Raw genomic sequence first — 16082 nt, 5'->3', positions numbered from 1 at the left:
AAATTTCTCCAGGCTATTGTATAATACCTGTATATTATTTTCAATGTCACATAAGCAGTGTGGCAAAAACTGACACTATCACAAACAGGAGGATCTATGGCTGAACAGATATACACTATACCAGTAAACGATGCATTTGACAGCGGCTGCGAATGCCCTATGTGCCAGATGCAGAAGGATCTTGAACGAAATGCAATTGAATATACGATGGGGCCAAGCTACATGGAGGACGACAACCGTGCCATGACTGACAAGCTTGGTTTTTGCAGTCATCATCTGAGAATGCTCTATCAGGAAAAGAATCGTCTGGGTCTGGCACTCATGATGAACACCCATATGAATAAGACTATACAAGATATGAGGGCGCTGGCTGCCAAAGGTCCCGCCGCCAAAGCCGGTCTGTTCGGCAAGAACACACCAAATGCACCTGTTGTCGATTATATAGAGAATATGGAGAAAAGCTGCTTCATTTGTGGACGTATGGATGACATGTTCGTACGCTATGTAGACACTATCTTCCATATGTGGAAAAGAGATTCCGAGTTCAGGGACAAATTTGCTACGAGCAAAGGCTTCTGTACATACCACTACGGAATACTGTACAAGACAGGCCAGAACAAACTGAGCAAGGAACAGTATGCGCAGTTCATCGAAATCCTCAACAAGGTATACTTTGACAATATGGAACGTGTCAATGGTGACCTGAGCTGGTTCATAGACAAGTTTGACTACAGATACAAGAACGAGCCATGGAAGAATTCCAAGGACGCCCTCCCGAGAGGGATCATCAAGATTGGCCACACATTTGTAGAATAATAAACACATGACAATAAATAAAAGCCGCCTTACATATCTGTAAAGCGGCTTATTTTAACTGACTCTCCATGCAATGAGACCATCCGGAAGCGCCGGCTTTATCATGCCAGGCCTTCTGCCTGTGTTCTCTATGCCATGAGCCTGTTTCATTCTCTCATGGAGATATGCTCTGTATTCTGTGAGAAGCCCGGTAAATATCGGTCTGAGCTCAGGGCACCTTCTGAAATCCCCCGGCTTGACAAGTCCCGGTTTCTTGTGGAATATATCCACACCGGCATTTTTCAACACCGATGCCACGAACTGTGAACAGAAGAAACTGTATTCCCTCTCATACGCAAGATGGAAAAATACGCTGAATACACCCATGAAGTTATATCCGTATCTGTCCGGATGCTTCTTGAATCTGGCGAGCTCCTGCTGTATCCTGTCATACTGCTTACTCGTGACCTTCAGCTCATACACAGCGCATCTGGTTCCCTTGTGCTTTCCAAATATTCCCTTTTCTATGTTCTCACTGATAAATCCACTGTTAAATGGATTGTATACACCTTTCCTTGCAAAACTGTACATCTCATCAAGACTTATGTCCAGTGCCAGAGATGTGTGACAATACGGCTCTCTGGTCATAAGCTTTATGAGATTTGAAGGAACTGTTTTTGTCTTTGACAAAAGTATGTATACCTTCTTACTCTCATCTTTCATATTTTTGTTTCCAATCACCTATTTTGATGTACGCATATCCCCCCACAGGATAAGCGCCAATCCCCACATCATAAATTATAAACGCATCCCCGGTAATTACTTGCCCGGCTTGTAAGAACTCTTGAGTGACACGATCCTGTTGTATACAGGATGCTCCGCTGTAGAATCCTTTGAGTCAACACAGAAGAAACCATTTCTCAGGAACTGGAATGCCTCTCCCGGCTGAGCCTCCTCAAATGCCTTCTCAAGCTTACATCCCTGTTTGATAACAAGTGAGTTTGGATTGAGATTCAATGTACCATCGTCGTTGAGCTTCCCCTTCTCCTCATCGATGATATTCTCATACAGACGAACCTCTGCATCTATTGCGCTCTCTGCCGATACCCAGTGAATGGTTCCCTTGACCTTACGTCCCTCAAAGCCTGAACCGCTTCTTGTCTCTGGGTCATATGTACAATGTACTGTTGTGACATTGCCGTCCTCGTCCTTCTCAAATCCCACGCACTTTACGAAATATGCATTCTTAAGACGAACCTCGTTGCCAGGGAACAGTCTGAAATACTTCTTAGGAGGCTCCTCCATGAAGTCCTCTCTCTCTATATACAGATACTTGCTGAATGCTACCTTTCTGCTTCCGAGCTCCTCGTTCTCCTGATTGTTCTCGACATCGAGGTACTCAACCTGATCCTCAGGATAGTTGTCGATGACAAGCTTTACAGGATCAACAACTGCCATGTATCTCTTGGCTGTGAGCTTCAGGTCGTCTCTCACGCAATACTCAAGCATAGCGTAATCAACAGACGACTGGCTCTTGGATATTCCAACCAGCTCCATGAACTTCTTAATAGCTGATGGTGTGAAGCCTCTTCTTCTGAGGGCTGCAATACTTACAAGACGTGGGTCATCCCATCCGTCTACTATTCCGTCCTCGACAAGCTTCTTGATGTATCTCTTACCTGTTATGACATTTGTCAGGTAAAGCTTTGCGAACTCTATCTGCTTTGGTGTGCCCTCAGGTGAATCCTTGTAACCGAGCTCCATAACCACCCAGTCATACAGAGGTCTGTGATCCTCAAACTCAAGTGTACATATAGAATGTGTAACACCCTCGATGGCATCCTCGATAGGATGTGCAAAGTCATACATAGGGTAAATGCACCACTTGTCACCTGTGTTGTGGTGGTTCATTCTCGCTATTCTGTAGATAATAGGATCTCTCATGTTGATGTTAGGGCTTGCCATATCTATCTTTGCACGGAGTACCTTACTTCCGTCAGGGAACTCACCGTTCTTCATTCTCTCGAACAGATCAAGATTCTCCTCTATGCTTCTGTCTCTGTATGGGCTGTTCTTTCCCGGCTCAGTGAGAGTTCCTCTGTACTCTCTGATTTCATCTGCTGTGAGGTCACACACATATGCCTTGCCCTTCTTGATGAGCTTTATGGCAGCCTCGTACATCTGGTCAAAGTAATTTGATGCAAAGAACACTCTGTCTCCAAAGTCTGCTCCCAGCCACTTGACATCTGCAAGTATTGACTCTACGAACTCTGTCTTCTCCTTTGTAGGGTTGGTATCGTCAAATCTGAGATTAAACTGTCCGCCATACTGCTGTGCCAGTCCGTAATTCAAAAGTATTGACTTGGCATGTCCTATATGTAAATATCCATTTGGCTCTGGTGGGAATCTGGTAACGATCTTCGGCACCTTACCCTCTGCGATATCTTTCTCAATTATCTGTTCAATGAAATTCTTACCTGTCATCTCTTCAGCCATTTCCAAACTGCCTCCCGCTTTTTTTGATAATTCTAAATGTCTGCAACCGAATTTGCACACGATTACAGTTAGTTTACCATACTTTTACTGCTTGTACCACAATTATCTTTTGATTTGTCATTATTTTTCGCACAAATGTAAATATTTTACTTGATTTTTGATGTCCATTTTGTTATAGTTATTATTGCTTTTGAAAAGCAAGCTACTATAGCTCAGGTGGTAGAGCGCAACATTGGTAATGTTGAGGTCACGGGTCCGACTCCCGTTAGTAGCTTTTATAAAATCTTCAGTGTTTATGCCGCTTTGAGCGGTTTTTTTATTGTTTGAACTTCTATATAAATCATGCAAAAATCTGTTTTTGTCTACTATTTGTCTACTATTTCTAATTTTTTATGATCTGCTGCCTTAATCAGCATGTTTTCCCATCGGCAGCAGTCCAGATAATATCTATCAATCGGTCATGCGCCGGATCCATCGCTATCCTTGACGATGTAAGTTAGTCTTACACCGCTCTCCTTCACTGCTACCATTGTCACCACGCTGTTCCAAGCTAGGCGGCATTTTGTCGCTGAGTTTGCCATATTTTTTATCTTTTGTATACACTCTCCGTTTATAAGAAAAGGATGTCCATACTATGGACACACATAAAAAAGGGAAATGATGGCGCAACCCAAAATGCGGGGGTCACGTATCACTTCCCTATGTATGTAATTTATTATACACACATGCTCCACAATGTCAACATTTGTCAACATCTCAAAGTCGGCGTTTTACCGACTTTGACGTTAGCATTTGTTAGCAATTAAGGGTGTCGCATTTTGCTACTCCCTGAACAACCGTACCCAAGGTACACTTGTACTCTGACAGAACGATTCGTTCGGGGAGCTCTGTATATTGGTTTTTCTTGGCCTATATATTCTCTAATGTTGGGTTTTGCCAAGTTTTAGGGCTGCCCTAATTCGGGGTACTCCCTAGCTTCGTTATAGGTTCGAACCTTAACATTTATTAACATCTGACCTGTAGTTTTCTGTAGTAAAACTGAAGTTTTCTGAAGTAGTTTATGAATACCGTCACGAATCGTTACGGTATATACAGATGGGGGCACGAATCGTTACCCCATACACCGATGGCCTCGCCAGTACCGACCTCATACCTCAGATACCAAAACGGTACTTGAGATCCTGATTCAGGACTCCATCCAGAACGATACATTCGTATTCCCCAAATGGGAATACGGTCAGAACACACAAGGAGCACAGATGCAACACTGCCTAGATTAAATCTAGGTAGTCATCAAGCACTACCCCAATTTAGGGGAGTGAACAAAACGTTCACCCCTTCAGCACATGAAAAGTCCCTACAGGTCTGCAAATGTTCTTTTTGAATATTACATGTGTATATTGTTTTTTTCTTGGCCTATATATCCCCAGATGTAAAGTTTTGTAAGGTTGTATATATTCTTTGACTACAAGTTTTGACAAGCTCTATATACTCTCCAACCTTAACATTTATTAACACCCTATACACGGAAAACCCTGGAAGATCACACACGGCCGAACCTCATCACCATTACATCTCTCACCTGCTGCCGGATGTGCTATAGTTGCTGTGCACCTATAGATACGGAGCATTATAAGGGTGTACCAAATGTGACACAACCTACCAGCTATCTACTCATATTTCCTTGGCAGCAGATCATACATTTTTGTATATCGAACCTGCAATTTTATGTAATTTTTGTGTGATAATATGTGGATTTTATGCCAAAATCTGCATGTTTTATTCTGTTTTCTGCAATATATACGCCTCATTATTCTCCTATGCACAATCGAATCTAGTAATTTGTAGTATTCCCTGCTGCCTATGTAACACCAACTAGTATCATTCCAAATAAAAAGCACCCTGATATTACAGAGTGCTCAATCACTTATCTTTTCAAAACATTCCGGCGGATATAGATAATCCTCTCCACTATCATCAATTATCCTATACCAACCTCTTTCTACGGACACAACCTCATATATCTTACCTTCCGTCAAAATAAAAGAATTGGTTTTGCCTGTATATTTTATTTTCATTCTATCCATTCTATTAAATTTTTACTTTCTTCCTCTAGTTTCCTTAAAATCTCTTCTCTTTTCTCTGGAGACATTTCTTCATGTATTATTGTGTCTTTGACAATATCTCTATTTTTATCCATCATTGCATACCACCTATCTAAAATCAGCAAACATAACAGCTTGTTTATTTGCCGTATAAGCCATTTTATTTTTGAATACATACACTTTTCATGCATTTATATCCATATTTGCTATATAAGGCTATCAGCCATATCATTTCGCACACCAGTATATAGCTCGTGTACAGAGATGTCAAATGCACGCCATTGAATTATTGCTTTTTCTGCCATCACGCTATATACTACTAACAAATAAGAGCGTTCTGTTCCCCCATTTGCCTCTACCTTGTAGAGTTGCCGGGAGTGGAATAGCTCTTATTGTTTTGCTCATATGGCAGCAGTCCATATATCTTTCACATGATACACTCAACTGTTATCCCTATTGAACCAACCCATGAGCTTATCTATCACTTTTGGATCATCCGAATAAATAAATACTCCCTCGTCATCATTGAAAACTATATCAAACTCTCCCGCACTGCCTTGGCAATGAAAAGATTGCTCCAATGAACCGACTAATGATCTCTGCCGGTCACCGACAATATAGCCTGCTGTCTTAAGGTCATCTATAAATATGTCCTGTACATGCTCCGATGGCATTATATCAAAATTCAAAAAATATATATGTTCCTCGTCTCCTGCATCCTGGTATACTTCCATCCACAGAGATCTAATCTCCTGTTCGTCCATCTCGTCATAATCGCCATAAGGAGAGAACATGATGCTGCCATCGTCTATAGTTATAATGTCTCCATAATCCTTGTGGAATATTGCCATATCAGCACCGGCCAGCTTATCCTTCAGACTTTCAGATCCAAGCATTCCATTCTCGAACAGATCATCTATATTCTTGAACCTATATAGCTCCTCTGTATCACAGCGGCTTATCTCTGCCGGCTTGTAAGATATAATATAGTCATCTATGCGAAGAACTCTATCCTGTTTCAGTTTATGCAAAAACGTGCTTTTTAACATGCTCTCCCTCCTTTGTCTATGTAGTAAAATGGCCATTTGCTATCTGCATCCATTCAATCACTGTTTGATTTTATCACTTAGCATTTGTATATAGATTCTCGAATAAGAATCCATGGTCACCAGCTATATGTTCTCGATGATCTATTTTATTCCAAAATACACCAACTGGTATTCCTCCAGGATATGCCTTGCAATAGAATACATCTTCTGTCAATTTTCCTATAAAGTTTTTACAATCCATGCATTGTGAGAATATAACCATATATTACTTGCTTCTATCCCTCTCCATAGTCTCATCTATGGCTCGAATAACAAATGCATTCATACTCTCGCCCTGTTTCTCGGCATGTTCCTTTATTACTGCCTTCTGACCCTTTGGAACTCTTATTCTGACATCTTCTACCGTTTCTTTTAGATATTTGGCAGATGCTTTTCTTCTTGCGTCTGTTTGTCCAGTATATGCGCTTTTTTTATCTTCCTGCATAAGTCCTACCCTCTCCGTATAATATTCTCAATCTATTTCACCTTACAATCAAATTATATCATTTGTATATATATGTGTCCATATACACTTTACACAATCTTTTCAAGTATATGGGTACACATATTTGTTTATTATGTCAATGGATATATATGGGCACATATAGTATAATATATTCATAAGATACAGAAAGGAGCAACACACAACATGTTAATGAGATCAATAATCCTTGCTCTCTCATTATCAGATGAGAGCTACGAAGAGGCAAAGGCACAGATCAGGGAAAGCAAAACAATAAGCCAGCATTTTGCTGAAACATTTATAGAGCTCACCGAAGAGCTCAGAAAGGAAGGATCCTATGAAAAAGCACATTGTTAATATCCGTAGAGCCGTTTGTATAATGGCCAACGAATTGCACAAAGCCGGTTATAGCTTATCCAGAGCATTCAAGAAAGCATGGAGAACCGCCAAGGGAACAGCCATCAAGGCAGCAGGCGTTACTTATAAGGGCAGACAGGAGGTTTTAAAGTACCTCGCCCAGTTCAGACCTGAGAACCTCACTGTTACGCTTGAGAGAGAGCCACACAACACATTTGACCGAAACGCCATACGAATAGTGGTACATATCCCATATCTGAAAAAGAAAGCCAAGATCGGCTATGTGCCAAAGGCGTATAGTTCAGAGATTGCCAAACTTATGGACCAGGGCGTTAATGTCAAAGCCCGCCTGCTGTGTATTATAGGCGGTTACAGTTACAAAGAGACCTACGGAGCATTACTTGACGTTGCAATATAAAAATAGCCCTTCTGCTGGTGACACAACAGAGGGGCACATGATAAGAGGTATCAGGTGATACCATCCCACCAAATCAATGAGATTGTATCACCTGTTGCCCCAATATAAAAGCACAAATATAATATTTTAAACTCAGGAGGAAACAACATGGCAACAATACCAGTATACGGAAATATTGCAATCAATGAAGATGTGAGCGTTTATGACACCAACGACACCATGTGCATGATAGGGAGGGTTGCATTGGGCGACAATGTAAAATTCTCATATATACAAGATGTACTAGATGCACGCATGCCAAATGCATCGCCACGCTTGCGCCGTCTCATGTTTGAGTATGGCGTGGATGTGCTCGCATTGGGCTTTATATGTGGCAAAAGAGCCGATAGAGCAAGGAGGGCTAAAAGACGGCCATAATCCGCCCGGTAACTGCATATACAAGACAACGCAAAGGTGCTGGAACACCTGAGGGAAGTTACCCACAAACCGAAGGCTTATGACTAACGTTTCAACAAACTACATTAGGCCAACAAAAGGCAATGTACTCTTTTGAATAAACCCAAATGACATATGAATAACCGTGATTGCACAGAGGGCAGCAGGTCAAGTATCTGCTGCCTTTCTGTATGTTACAATAATGATCCGGCATTTGGCAGCTTACTGCCAAGAATCAAGCTGTAAAGTCCACTTTCGTTTATAAGGGTCAGTCCTCTAGTTGGAATATCAAAGGTCGGGAAATGCGACCTTTGGATTACTGTCCTATCATCCTCGTCTATATGAGTTGAAATTGCATCTTTGGTGTTGCTATACCCCAGTATTTCAGCCACATCCTTGCCGACAAACCAAGGCTCACCGTTCTCTATTACTGTTCTGAAATTTGTTTTTCCCTAGCGGCCTAAGTCTAACTTAGTGCGTTCGCCCAATTCCTCATAAAGCTTATAAATGGAATCTTATAGAGGACAATCCCTGCAAGCGTGTGGAACTTCCTTCTGTAGATAACAATGATGCAGAAAATTGCTTTAATGTTGAACAGGCCAAGCGATTCCTGGAATACCTAGAACAACCATATGAAGTGAAATACCGGCCACGGATGAGGAATGGGCGCATTGTGGCAGCAGGCTATACCACAACTATGACTACTCCAGAACAAATGATATTGTATTTCAATCTGGCCATATATGGCGGTTTCAGACGTGGTGAGCTCATTGCTCTCACATGGAATGATGTAAACTTTGATAAAGGCTATATATCTGTCAATAAATCATGCTCCAAGGTCAAGGGTGGCCAGATCCAAAAGGATCCTAAATCAAAAGCCGGTATAAGGTGCGTTCCTCTTCCACCAAACTGTATGTCCATGCTAAAAAACTGGAGACAGCATGAAAGAGAATATGCATTTAGTCTTGGCTCATACTGGAAAGGTGCGCCATTATCAGACTTCGGCTGCTGCCACCTGTTCATACAGGAAGATGGAAAACAGATGTATATTGATACACCCACCCACAAATTCAGGGAGATAATTCTTAGATACAATGACACCTGCAGAGACGAGAAGTTACTTCTCCCAGAAATACACCTGCATGGACTACGGCACACGTTTGCTACACTGATGATCTCTCTTGGCTATGATGTTGTGACCATATCGAAAATGCTTGGACATGCCAAGGTCTCAATAACTCTTGATGTATATTCTCACGCATTCAAAGAAAATGAGGTCAAGGCCAGCAATGACATGTACAAGCTCCTTGCAATAAATTAAAACTTTCTATTCCCCGGTAGGCTTACAGCCAATATATACCGGGGTTTTTTATGCCCTTTTTCTGTCTACTATTTGTCTACTGTTATCAAAAAAACTTAGGAAATATGAATTTACAATATTGAACGATATTGAACGGAGACCGCATAAAATATGGTTTCTTTGGTACACTATAGAACGCTATGAAACGTCCTGAAAAGTGGTACTAACAATTGGTAATGTTGAGGTCACGGGGCCGACTCCCGTTAGTAGCTTTTATTTTTTTGTCCGTATTTACGCCGCCTTGAGCGGCTTTATTTTTATCCACCGCAGACCGGATCACTTACTTTCCGCCCGCAGTCTCAGCTTCATATATTCCATCCCAGTCCGTCAAACTGTTCTTAAACATATCCACAAATGGTATATAAGTGAATACGATAAGAAGCAATACCGGCAAAGCCAGGAACAATACGATCGTTCCCACCTTACCTTTACCTTTTTTAGCTTTGCTCTCCGCTCTCATGCCACCACTCCTTAATCTGATGATCAATAAAAAATAATCATTTTTACCTTTTGTTACTTTCGATTAAGGTTGGCTATACATTTATTTTAGTTTATTTCAAGCTAATATGCAGGCTTATTAGCAAATTCTTTGCAAAAAAGGAAGCGGCACTATGCCGCTTCCTGTCTTTGATTAAACAACATAAAATTTTATTATTCTAATTACACATCCCTGAGCTTAGCTCTGATCCTCTGAACCGCATTGTCTATGGATTTTGCCGGTTTGCAGAGTCTCTCCCCTATCACTTCATAAGAAGCGCCTGTTAGATATTCGTCAAGAACACGCTTCTCAAGCTTAGAAAGCTTACTGTCGATGAGCTTTATAAGATCTGACTCACGCAGCTTCGCCATCATGATATCCTCAGGATTAGTTATGACACCCGAATCTATCTCATCAAGCGGGCTGGAGTAATCTCCCCCGCCATCGCCATAGATCGATATATAGTAGTTCAACGGTCCGTTTTTCTTGTTGTTTGAATTGTTCACCGCGGTAATGAGCTGCCTTCTCACGCACATGAACGCAAAGGTCTTGAATGTCGCGCCCTTGTCAGGTCTGTAATTATTCACAGCCTTGACCAGTCCGATCATGCCCTCCTGTATAAGATCCTCCTCATCAGCACCTATGATATAAAGGCTTCTGCTCTGTCCCGTTATCATTGGGCCATAGCGCTTGATAAGTGTCTCCATAGCATCGTTATCCTTTTGTTCATTTATAAGCTCCAGCAGTTCATTATCTGATAATTCCGAATACATATACTCTACCTTTACTTGTTCATCCTCTGTCTTACGACCTCATAAGCCAGAACTCCGGCAGCAACTGACGCGTTGAGTGAGTCTATGTCTCCCTTCATAGGAACAGATACGACATAATCACACTTCTCCTTGACCAGTCTGCTGACGCCGCTTCCCTCATTACCTATGACAAGTCCAAGGGAACCTGTGAGGTTACACTTGTACATGAGTTCTCCGTCCATATCCGCACAGGCGAACCACATGCCTCTATCTTTCAGCTCCTCTATGGTCTTGCTGATATTTGTCACCTTTGCAACAGGTGTATAATTGATAGCTCCCGCTGATGCCTTTACAACTGTAGCTGTGATTCCGACTGCACGCCTCTTAGGTATGATCACACCGTGGGCACCACAGAGATTCGCTGTTCTGATGATCGCACCAAGATTGTGTGGATCCTCTATCTCATCAAGTATGAAGAAAAATGGATCCTCTCCTCTGCTCTCAGCCAGTGCAAACATATCCTCTATCTCTGCGTACTTATATGCCGCTGCATGTGCAATCACTCCCTGATGCTTGCCAGCCTGTGACATCTGGTTTAACTTTTCCTTTGAGAGGTAGTTTATCACTGTATCCTGCTTCTTTGCCTCTCTGACTATACTGTTCACAATTCCATCCCTGCATCCGTCAAGGACATACAGCTTATCTATGGTCTTGCCTGATCTGAAAGCCTCGAGGACTGCATTTCTTCCCTCTATGACAAATGCTTCCTCATCGCTCTCTGTCTTAATGTTATTCTCAAATTCTCTATTCTGCATCTTTTTCTCCATCTGTACTCTCTGTACTCTGTTCAAGTGTTGAGGTATCCTCTATTGTATCTTCCTGTACTGCTTTGCCCGGATCCTTGTGCTGCTGTTCTGCCCTGTCCGTTTCAACTGGATCATGGTTCAGTATGATCCTCGTGATCTCAAACATCCTGTCATACTGCTTATCAAGATACAGAAAGCCTATAAGGCACTCAAAGCCCGTTGCCATTCGGTACTGTCCCACAGTCGCATTCTTGGCTGTTGAATGAGTCTTGGTGTTCCTGCCTCTCTTGTATATCCACTCTTCCTCCTCGGTGAGCAGTCCGTTGTCCAGAAGATACATTATATATCCCGCCTGAGCCTCCGCCTTCACAAGCTGGCTCACCTCTTTGTGGTATTTGTATGCCTGCTTGTTATCCTTTGTGACAGCAAGGGTCTTTATGAGAAGATCAAACACGCTGTCACCTATATATGCAAGTGAAAGCGGTGAATACTCCCTTGGATTAGTGTATGTCACCCCGAGTATCTCAGTAAAGTAACTGTCTATGCTCTTTTCCATTTTACGCCCTCTCTGGTATCCTCAAGGATAATTCCCATATCACTGAGCTGGTCACGGATCTCATCTGCCCTAGCAAAGTTCTTTGCCTTTCTTGCAGACTGTCTCTCCTCGATAAGAGCCTCTATATCTGAATCAAGTATCTCTTTCTTCTTCTCTGTGATGATTCCAAGTATGTCGCAGAGCTTTGTCACTGTATTGAGCACAAGCTCCACAGTAGCCTTTGTTGACTCCTCTGTCACATTTACATTTGCATATTTTACGAGCTCAAATATAACTGAGATCGCATCTGCAGTGTTGAGGTCGTCATCCATGGCTGCCTCATATTTCTTCACAAATGCATCCATCTCGTCTGCAACTGCCTTATCTACTTCTCCTTCTGTTCCGCTTATAGACTTCAGTCTGTCAACTGCTGTAAGGATTCTCTCAAGGCCGTTCTTTGAAGCCTCAACAAGGTCTGCTGAGAAGTTGAGCGGACTTCTGTAATGGGCTGACAGCATGAAGAATCTAATGACCTGAAGAGGGTACTTCTCTGCTATCTCTCTGACTGTGAAGAAGTTGCCAAGTGACTTGGACATCTTCTCATTGTTGATCTTGAGGAAGCCGTTGTGCATCCAGTATCTTGCGAACTCTGTGCCATTTGCAGCCTCACTCTGTGCTATCTCGTTCTCATGGTGTGGGAATACAAGATCCTCTCCACCCGCATGTATATCTATTACATCTCCGATATATTTCTTGGACATAACCGAGCACTCAAGATGCCAGCCTGGTCTTCCATCGCCCCATGGTGATGGCCATGATGGCTCGCCCTCCTTCTTTGGCTTCCAGAGAACGAAATCAAGCGGATCCTCCTTCTCATCAACACCTGATACAAGAAGGTCTCTGTTACCTGAACGGAGGTCATCGATATTCTTCTTGGACAGCTTGCCGTAGTCCTTGAACTTTCTGGTTCTGAAGTATACGGTTCCATTCACCTCGTAAGCGTATCCCTTCTCTATAAGAGTCTTTACCATCTCAATCATATCCGGTATCTCTTCTGTTGCCTTTGGATGTGTTGTCGCCTCACGCACATTGAGAGCCGCCATATCCTTCTTGACCTCTGCGATATATCGCTCTGATATAACGCTGGCATCCACACCCTCCTCATTTGCACGCTTTATGATCTTGTCATCGACATCAGTAAAATTCGATACATAATTGACATCATAGCCCTTGTACTCCAGATATCTTCTGAGCGTATCAAATACTATCATTGGTCTGGCATTTCCTATATGGATATAATCATATACAGTAGGACCACATACATATATTCCCACCTTACCCTCGTTGATAGGCACAAACTCTTCTTTTCTTCTTGTGAGCGTGTTTAAAATCTTCATAAATATAATGTCCTTTCTATATTGGTCGATAATATATCTGTAAGCAAACAAAAAACTTCGTCCCAATATACATATGATATGCATATAGAGACGAAGTATTATCTCCGCGGTTCCACTCTGATTGTATTAAATACTACAATTCCTGTTCTTCGCCTTTTGTGTCTAGTATATGTGCGGGTGCAGGCTTTGTCAATAATTTCATTTTATAATTGTACTGGACATAGCACCAATTATTTACTAGAATAAACTGAATAAAACAATCAGGAGGATACCTATATGTCAGATATAAACAATAACGAAACCGACGAAATGGATATCGAGATGATCGATATAACATACGAGGATGGAACATCCTGCACATGTGAGATCATTGCCAAATTCGAGGTAAATGACATCTCTTATGCCGCTCTGCTTCCTGCAGATGACGAGGATGCCGATATCATCGTATACAGATACAGCGAGCAGGGAGACGATGTCACCCTCGACGAGATCACCGACGAGGCTGAGTTCAACGATGTCGCTGACGCCCTCGACGAGATCCTGGACGATCTGGAATTCAATTCAGATGACGAGGAATAATATCCGTACATCTATGCGTTTTCTATAAGCTCGTTATTTATCGTGTATTCAAGGCTGAGCGTCTTTGTTTCATGTATATCATCGAAGTGGACACACAGCTTTCTGTCATCTACATATGTGATGACTCCACGTCCATACCGCTTGTGGATTATGGTGTTTCCTGTTTTTATCAGAGACCTGTCCACAAGCATTTCCTGGACAAATCTCGAGGTCACCGCTTTTCTTCCATACATTTTCTGGGGAACATACACATACAGTCCATACTTAGCCCTCGTGACTGCCACATAGAACAGCCTGCGTTCCTCCTCTATATTTCCATCTCCGACCGATTTCTTATGAGGCGTTATGTCCTCAACAGCATCCATTATGAATACATATGAATACTCAAGTCCCTTTGAACAGTGCATAGTCGAAAGTGTGACTGTATCACCTGCCACACTGCCCTGCCTGCTCTGCTCTCTGAGCTGTTTTGTGTATTCGTCTATATACTCCATCCAGTCGTCGAAGCTCAGGAAGTCTTTTGCACTGTCCTGTATCTCCTCCAGGATATCAATATAATCATCCTCACTCACGCCCCTGTAATCAGCATATTCCCTCACATACGCATCCAGTCCAACCGCTTTCCTTATATAATTCACAGCCGCGTACGGTGCAAGTCTGCTTATCCTCTCCAGATCGTTCTCAAGGACATTTATGTTGTTGACTATCCTATACTTATCCTTATAATTCTGCCTCAACTCCTCAAAGTTCACCACCGGCGAATCAAATGCATCCCTGCTTATATACCTGTTCGGCTTATTGATGATCCTGAGGACCGTTCTCCTGTCCCTGCTGCCCCTTGCAAGCCTTATATAGTCAAATATGTTCTCAGCTAGGAAGTGCGTGAAGATATTTGGTATGTTATCCTTCATCAAAAATGGTATGCCATTTTCCATGAGCTTTGAAGCCAGCGCCCTCGGCTCGGTATTCGTCCTGAATATGATCGCCATTTCACGGTATGGAATACCAGCCCGGTTAAGCTCTGTTATCCTGTCTATGATCTTCTTATTCTGCTCCGTCATGCTGTCCGTCTTAACTATATGGACTCTGTCGCTCTGTCCCGCGGCAAATGCCGACCTGAGCTGCTTCTCATATCTGTCCCGGTTGTTCTGTATTATCCGCTTCGAGCACTCAACTATATCGTAGCTGCAGCGGTAATTGACATTCAGGTATTCTATGACCGTACCATGGAAATCCTCCGGGAACTTCTTCATTATAGCCGGAGCAGCCCCCCTGAAGCCATACACCGACTGATCATCGTCACCCACGGAAAATACGTTCTGTCTCTCTCCGGCTAGCAGCTTCACAATGTCATACTGGATCATATTTATATCCTGGAACTCATCTATGAGTATGTACCGAAACTTGTTCTGCCACATCTTAAGTATGTCTGGTCTCTCCGACAATAGCTCATATGTGAACACCAGCATATCGTCAAAATCTATCTTCCCGCATCTTCTCAGGAAATTCTCATACTCATCGTACACAACTCGGAAATCCTCAGGCTTCATCGTTGTGCTCTCATAGTTCTCAAGACTCACTCTCCCGCTCTTGACATTGCCTATCTCCCCGACAACATTCTTGGCAAAATCCTCCTGACTGTCATACCTAAAGCCGTGCCTGTCTATGCTGTCCCTTATGACTCCATACTTTTCTGAATCCGTAACGATATTCGCCGCTGTGTAATTATATGCATTTCTGAGCATCCAGAAAAATACAGAGTGAAACGTGCCAAAGGTTACCCCGCGGACGCCCGGACACAGCTCCTGAAACCGCCCCTTCATCTCATTTGCCGCAGCCTTCGTGAAGGTTATGACCAGAATATTGTCAGGTCTCACACCATGTTCTTCTGTAATGTATTTTATCCTGTGGGTGATGACCGTAGTCTTACCTGAACCAGGCCCCGCTAGCAGCAGCATCGGCCCATCGCAGTGTCTCACCGCTCTCTTCTGGGATTCATTAAATTCCATCTGTATATC

Annotated in this window: 18 protein-coding genes and 1 tRNA gene; 7 read left to right on the top strand and 12 right to left on the bottom strand. The window is 42.6% G+C overall.

Annotated features, from left to right (window positions below):
• The first annotated feature begins 96 nt into the window (after positions 1–96).
• A complete protein-coding gene (locus GT575_RS06925) occupies positions 97–816 on the top strand; it encodes a DUF6062 family protein (RefSeq protein WP_015534143.1) in 720 nt (239 codons plus the stop codon).
• Positions 817–870: 54 nt separating this feature from the next.
• Here the strand turns inward: GT575_RS06925 and GT575_RS06920 are convergent, their stop codons facing one another.
• Together GT575_RS06920 and GT575_RS06915 are read right to left on the bottom strand one after the other, a co-directional pair.
• Positions 871–1518, bottom strand: coding sequence for a hypothetical protein (locus tag GT575_RS06920; RefSeq protein ID WP_015534144.1), 648 nt, complete (start codon positions 1516–1518; stop codon positions 871–873).
• Between the two features lie 96 nt (positions 1519–1614).
• Positions 1615–3291, bottom strand: a complete 1677-nt coding sequence (locus GT575_RS06915) for a glutamine--tRNA ligase/YqeY domain fusion protein (protein ID WP_055144198.1) — start codon at positions 3289–3291, stop codon at positions 1615–1617.
• Between the two features lie 201 nt (positions 3292–3492).
• Between GT575_RS06915 and GT575_RS06910 the strand changes: the two genes are divergently transcribed.
• Positions 3493–3565: transfer RNA gene (locus tag GT575_RS06910), tRNA-Thr, on the top strand.
• A gap of 1800 nt (positions 3566–5365) precedes the next feature.
• Here GT575_RS06910 and GT575_RS15315 read toward each other — a convergent pair.
• From GT575_RS15315 to GT575_RS06900, 3 genes are all read right to left on the bottom strand, one after another.
• Positions 5366–5494, bottom strand: coding sequence for a hypothetical protein (locus tag GT575_RS15315; RefSeq protein ID WP_279284570.1), 129 nt, complete (start codon positions 5492–5494; stop codon positions 5366–5368).
• 342 nt (positions 5495–5836) lie between these two features.
• Positions 5837–6445 (bottom strand): hypothetical protein, encoded by a 609-nt coding sequence (locus tag GT575_RS06905; RefSeq protein ID WP_161171770.1) that lies wholly within the window; start codon positions 6443–6445, stop codon positions 5837–5839.
• Positions 6446–6710: 265 nt separating this feature from the next.
• Positions 6711–6929 (bottom strand): hypothetical protein, encoded by a 219-nt coding sequence (locus tag GT575_RS06900; protein WP_117784946.1) that lies wholly within the window; start codon positions 6927–6929, stop codon positions 6711–6713.
• Between the two features lie 204 nt (positions 6930–7133).
• On the opposite strand from GT575_RS06900, the gene GT575_RS06895 reads away from it, so the two are divergent.
• From GT575_RS06895 to GT575_RS06885, 3 genes are all read left to right on the top strand, one after another.
• Positions 7134–7304 (top strand): hypothetical protein, encoded by a 171-nt coding sequence (locus GT575_RS06895; RefSeq protein ID WP_161171769.1) that lies wholly within the window; start codon positions 7134–7136, stop codon positions 7302–7304.
• Positions 7285–7722 (top strand): HIRAN domain-containing protein, encoded by a 438-nt coding sequence (locus tag GT575_RS06890; protein ID WP_161171768.1) that lies wholly within the window; start codon positions 7285–7287, stop codon positions 7720–7722. The genes GT575_RS06895 and GT575_RS06890 overlap by 20 nt, the downstream gene beginning before the upstream one ends.
• A gap of 147 nt (positions 7723–7869) precedes the next feature.
• The gene (locus GT575_RS06885; protein WP_161171767.1) at positions 7870–8139 is read left to right on the top strand and encodes a hypothetical protein; all 270 of its coding nucleotides are present in this window, start codon (positions 7870–7872) and stop codon (positions 8137–8139) included.
• 212 nt (positions 8140–8351) lie between these two features.
• Here the strand turns inward: GT575_RS06885 and GT575_RS06880 are convergent, their stop codons facing one another.
• Entirely contained in the window at positions 8352–8549 is a 198-nt protein-coding gene (locus tag GT575_RS06880; protein WP_442872220.1) for a BRO-N domain-containing protein, read from the bottom strand.
• Positions 8550–8698: 149 nt separating this feature from the next.
• On the opposite strand from GT575_RS06880, the gene GT575_RS06875 reads away from it, so the two are divergent.
• Complete coding sequence (locus GT575_RS06875; protein ID WP_161171766.1) at positions 8699–9478, top strand: site-specific integrase; 780 nt, start codon at positions 8699–8701, stop codon at positions 9476–9478.
• A 319-nt stretch (positions 9479–9797) separates the two neighbouring features.
• Here the strand turns inward: GT575_RS06875 and GT575_RS06870 are convergent, their stop codons facing one another.
• The 5 genes from GT575_RS06870 to cysS form a co-directional block, all read right to left on the bottom strand.
• On the bottom strand, positions 9798–9977 hold the full coding sequence (locus GT575_RS06870; protein ID WP_015534147.1) for a hypothetical protein: 180 nt from the start codon (positions 9975–9977) through the stop codon (positions 9798–9800).
• Positions 9978–10177: 200 nt separating this feature from the next.
• Positions 10178–10768: a sigma-70 family RNA polymerase sigma factor gene (locus GT575_RS06865; RefSeq protein WP_055144193.1), complete on the bottom strand. Its 591-nt coding sequence runs from the start codon at positions 10766–10768 to the stop codon at positions 10178–10180.
• A gap of 11 nt (positions 10769–10779) precedes the next feature.
• Positions 10780–11562, bottom strand: coding sequence for a 23S rRNA (guanosine(2251)-2'-O)-methyltransferase RlmB (gene rlmB, locus GT575_RS06860; protein WP_015534148.1), 783 nt, complete (start codon positions 11560–11562; stop codon positions 10780–10782).
• Positions 11552–12109: a Mini-ribonuclease 3 gene (locus GT575_RS06855; RefSeq protein WP_055272798.1), complete on the bottom strand. Its 558-nt coding sequence runs from the start codon at positions 12107–12109 to the stop codon at positions 11552–11554. Before GT575_RS06855 ends, rlmB begins: the two co-directional genes overlap by 11 nt.
• Complete coding sequence (gene cysS / locus GT575_RS06850; RefSeq protein ID WP_055272796.1) at positions 12094–13485, bottom strand: cysteine--tRNA ligase; 1392 nt, start codon at positions 13483–13485, stop codon at positions 12094–12096. Before cysS ends, GT575_RS06855 begins: the two co-directional genes overlap by 16 nt.
• Positions 13486–13761: 276 nt before the next feature.
• Here cysS and GT575_RS06845 point away from each other — a divergent pair, with 276 nt between their 5' ends.
• On the top strand, positions 13762–14064 hold the full coding sequence (locus GT575_RS06845; RefSeq protein WP_015534151.1) for a DUF1292 domain-containing protein: 303 nt from the start codon (positions 13762–13764) through the stop codon (positions 14062–14064).
• A gap of 11 nt (positions 14065–14075) precedes the next feature.
• On the opposite strand, the gene GT575_RS06840 is transcribed toward GT575_RS06845, so the two are convergent.
• A complete protein-coding gene (locus tag GT575_RS06840) occupies positions 14076–16073 on the bottom strand; it encodes an ATP-dependent helicase (protein WP_161171765.1) in 1998 nt (665 codons plus the stop codon).
• Positions 16074–16082 lie beyond the last annotated feature (9 nt).

The organism is Coprococcus sp. BIOML-A2, assembly GCF_009875795.1.
Taxonomy (GTDB): Bacteria; Bacillota; Clostridia; order Lachnospirales; family Lachnospiraceae; genus Coprococcus; species Coprococcus aceti.
This window is presented reverse-complemented; position numbering and strand designations above follow the sequence as displayed.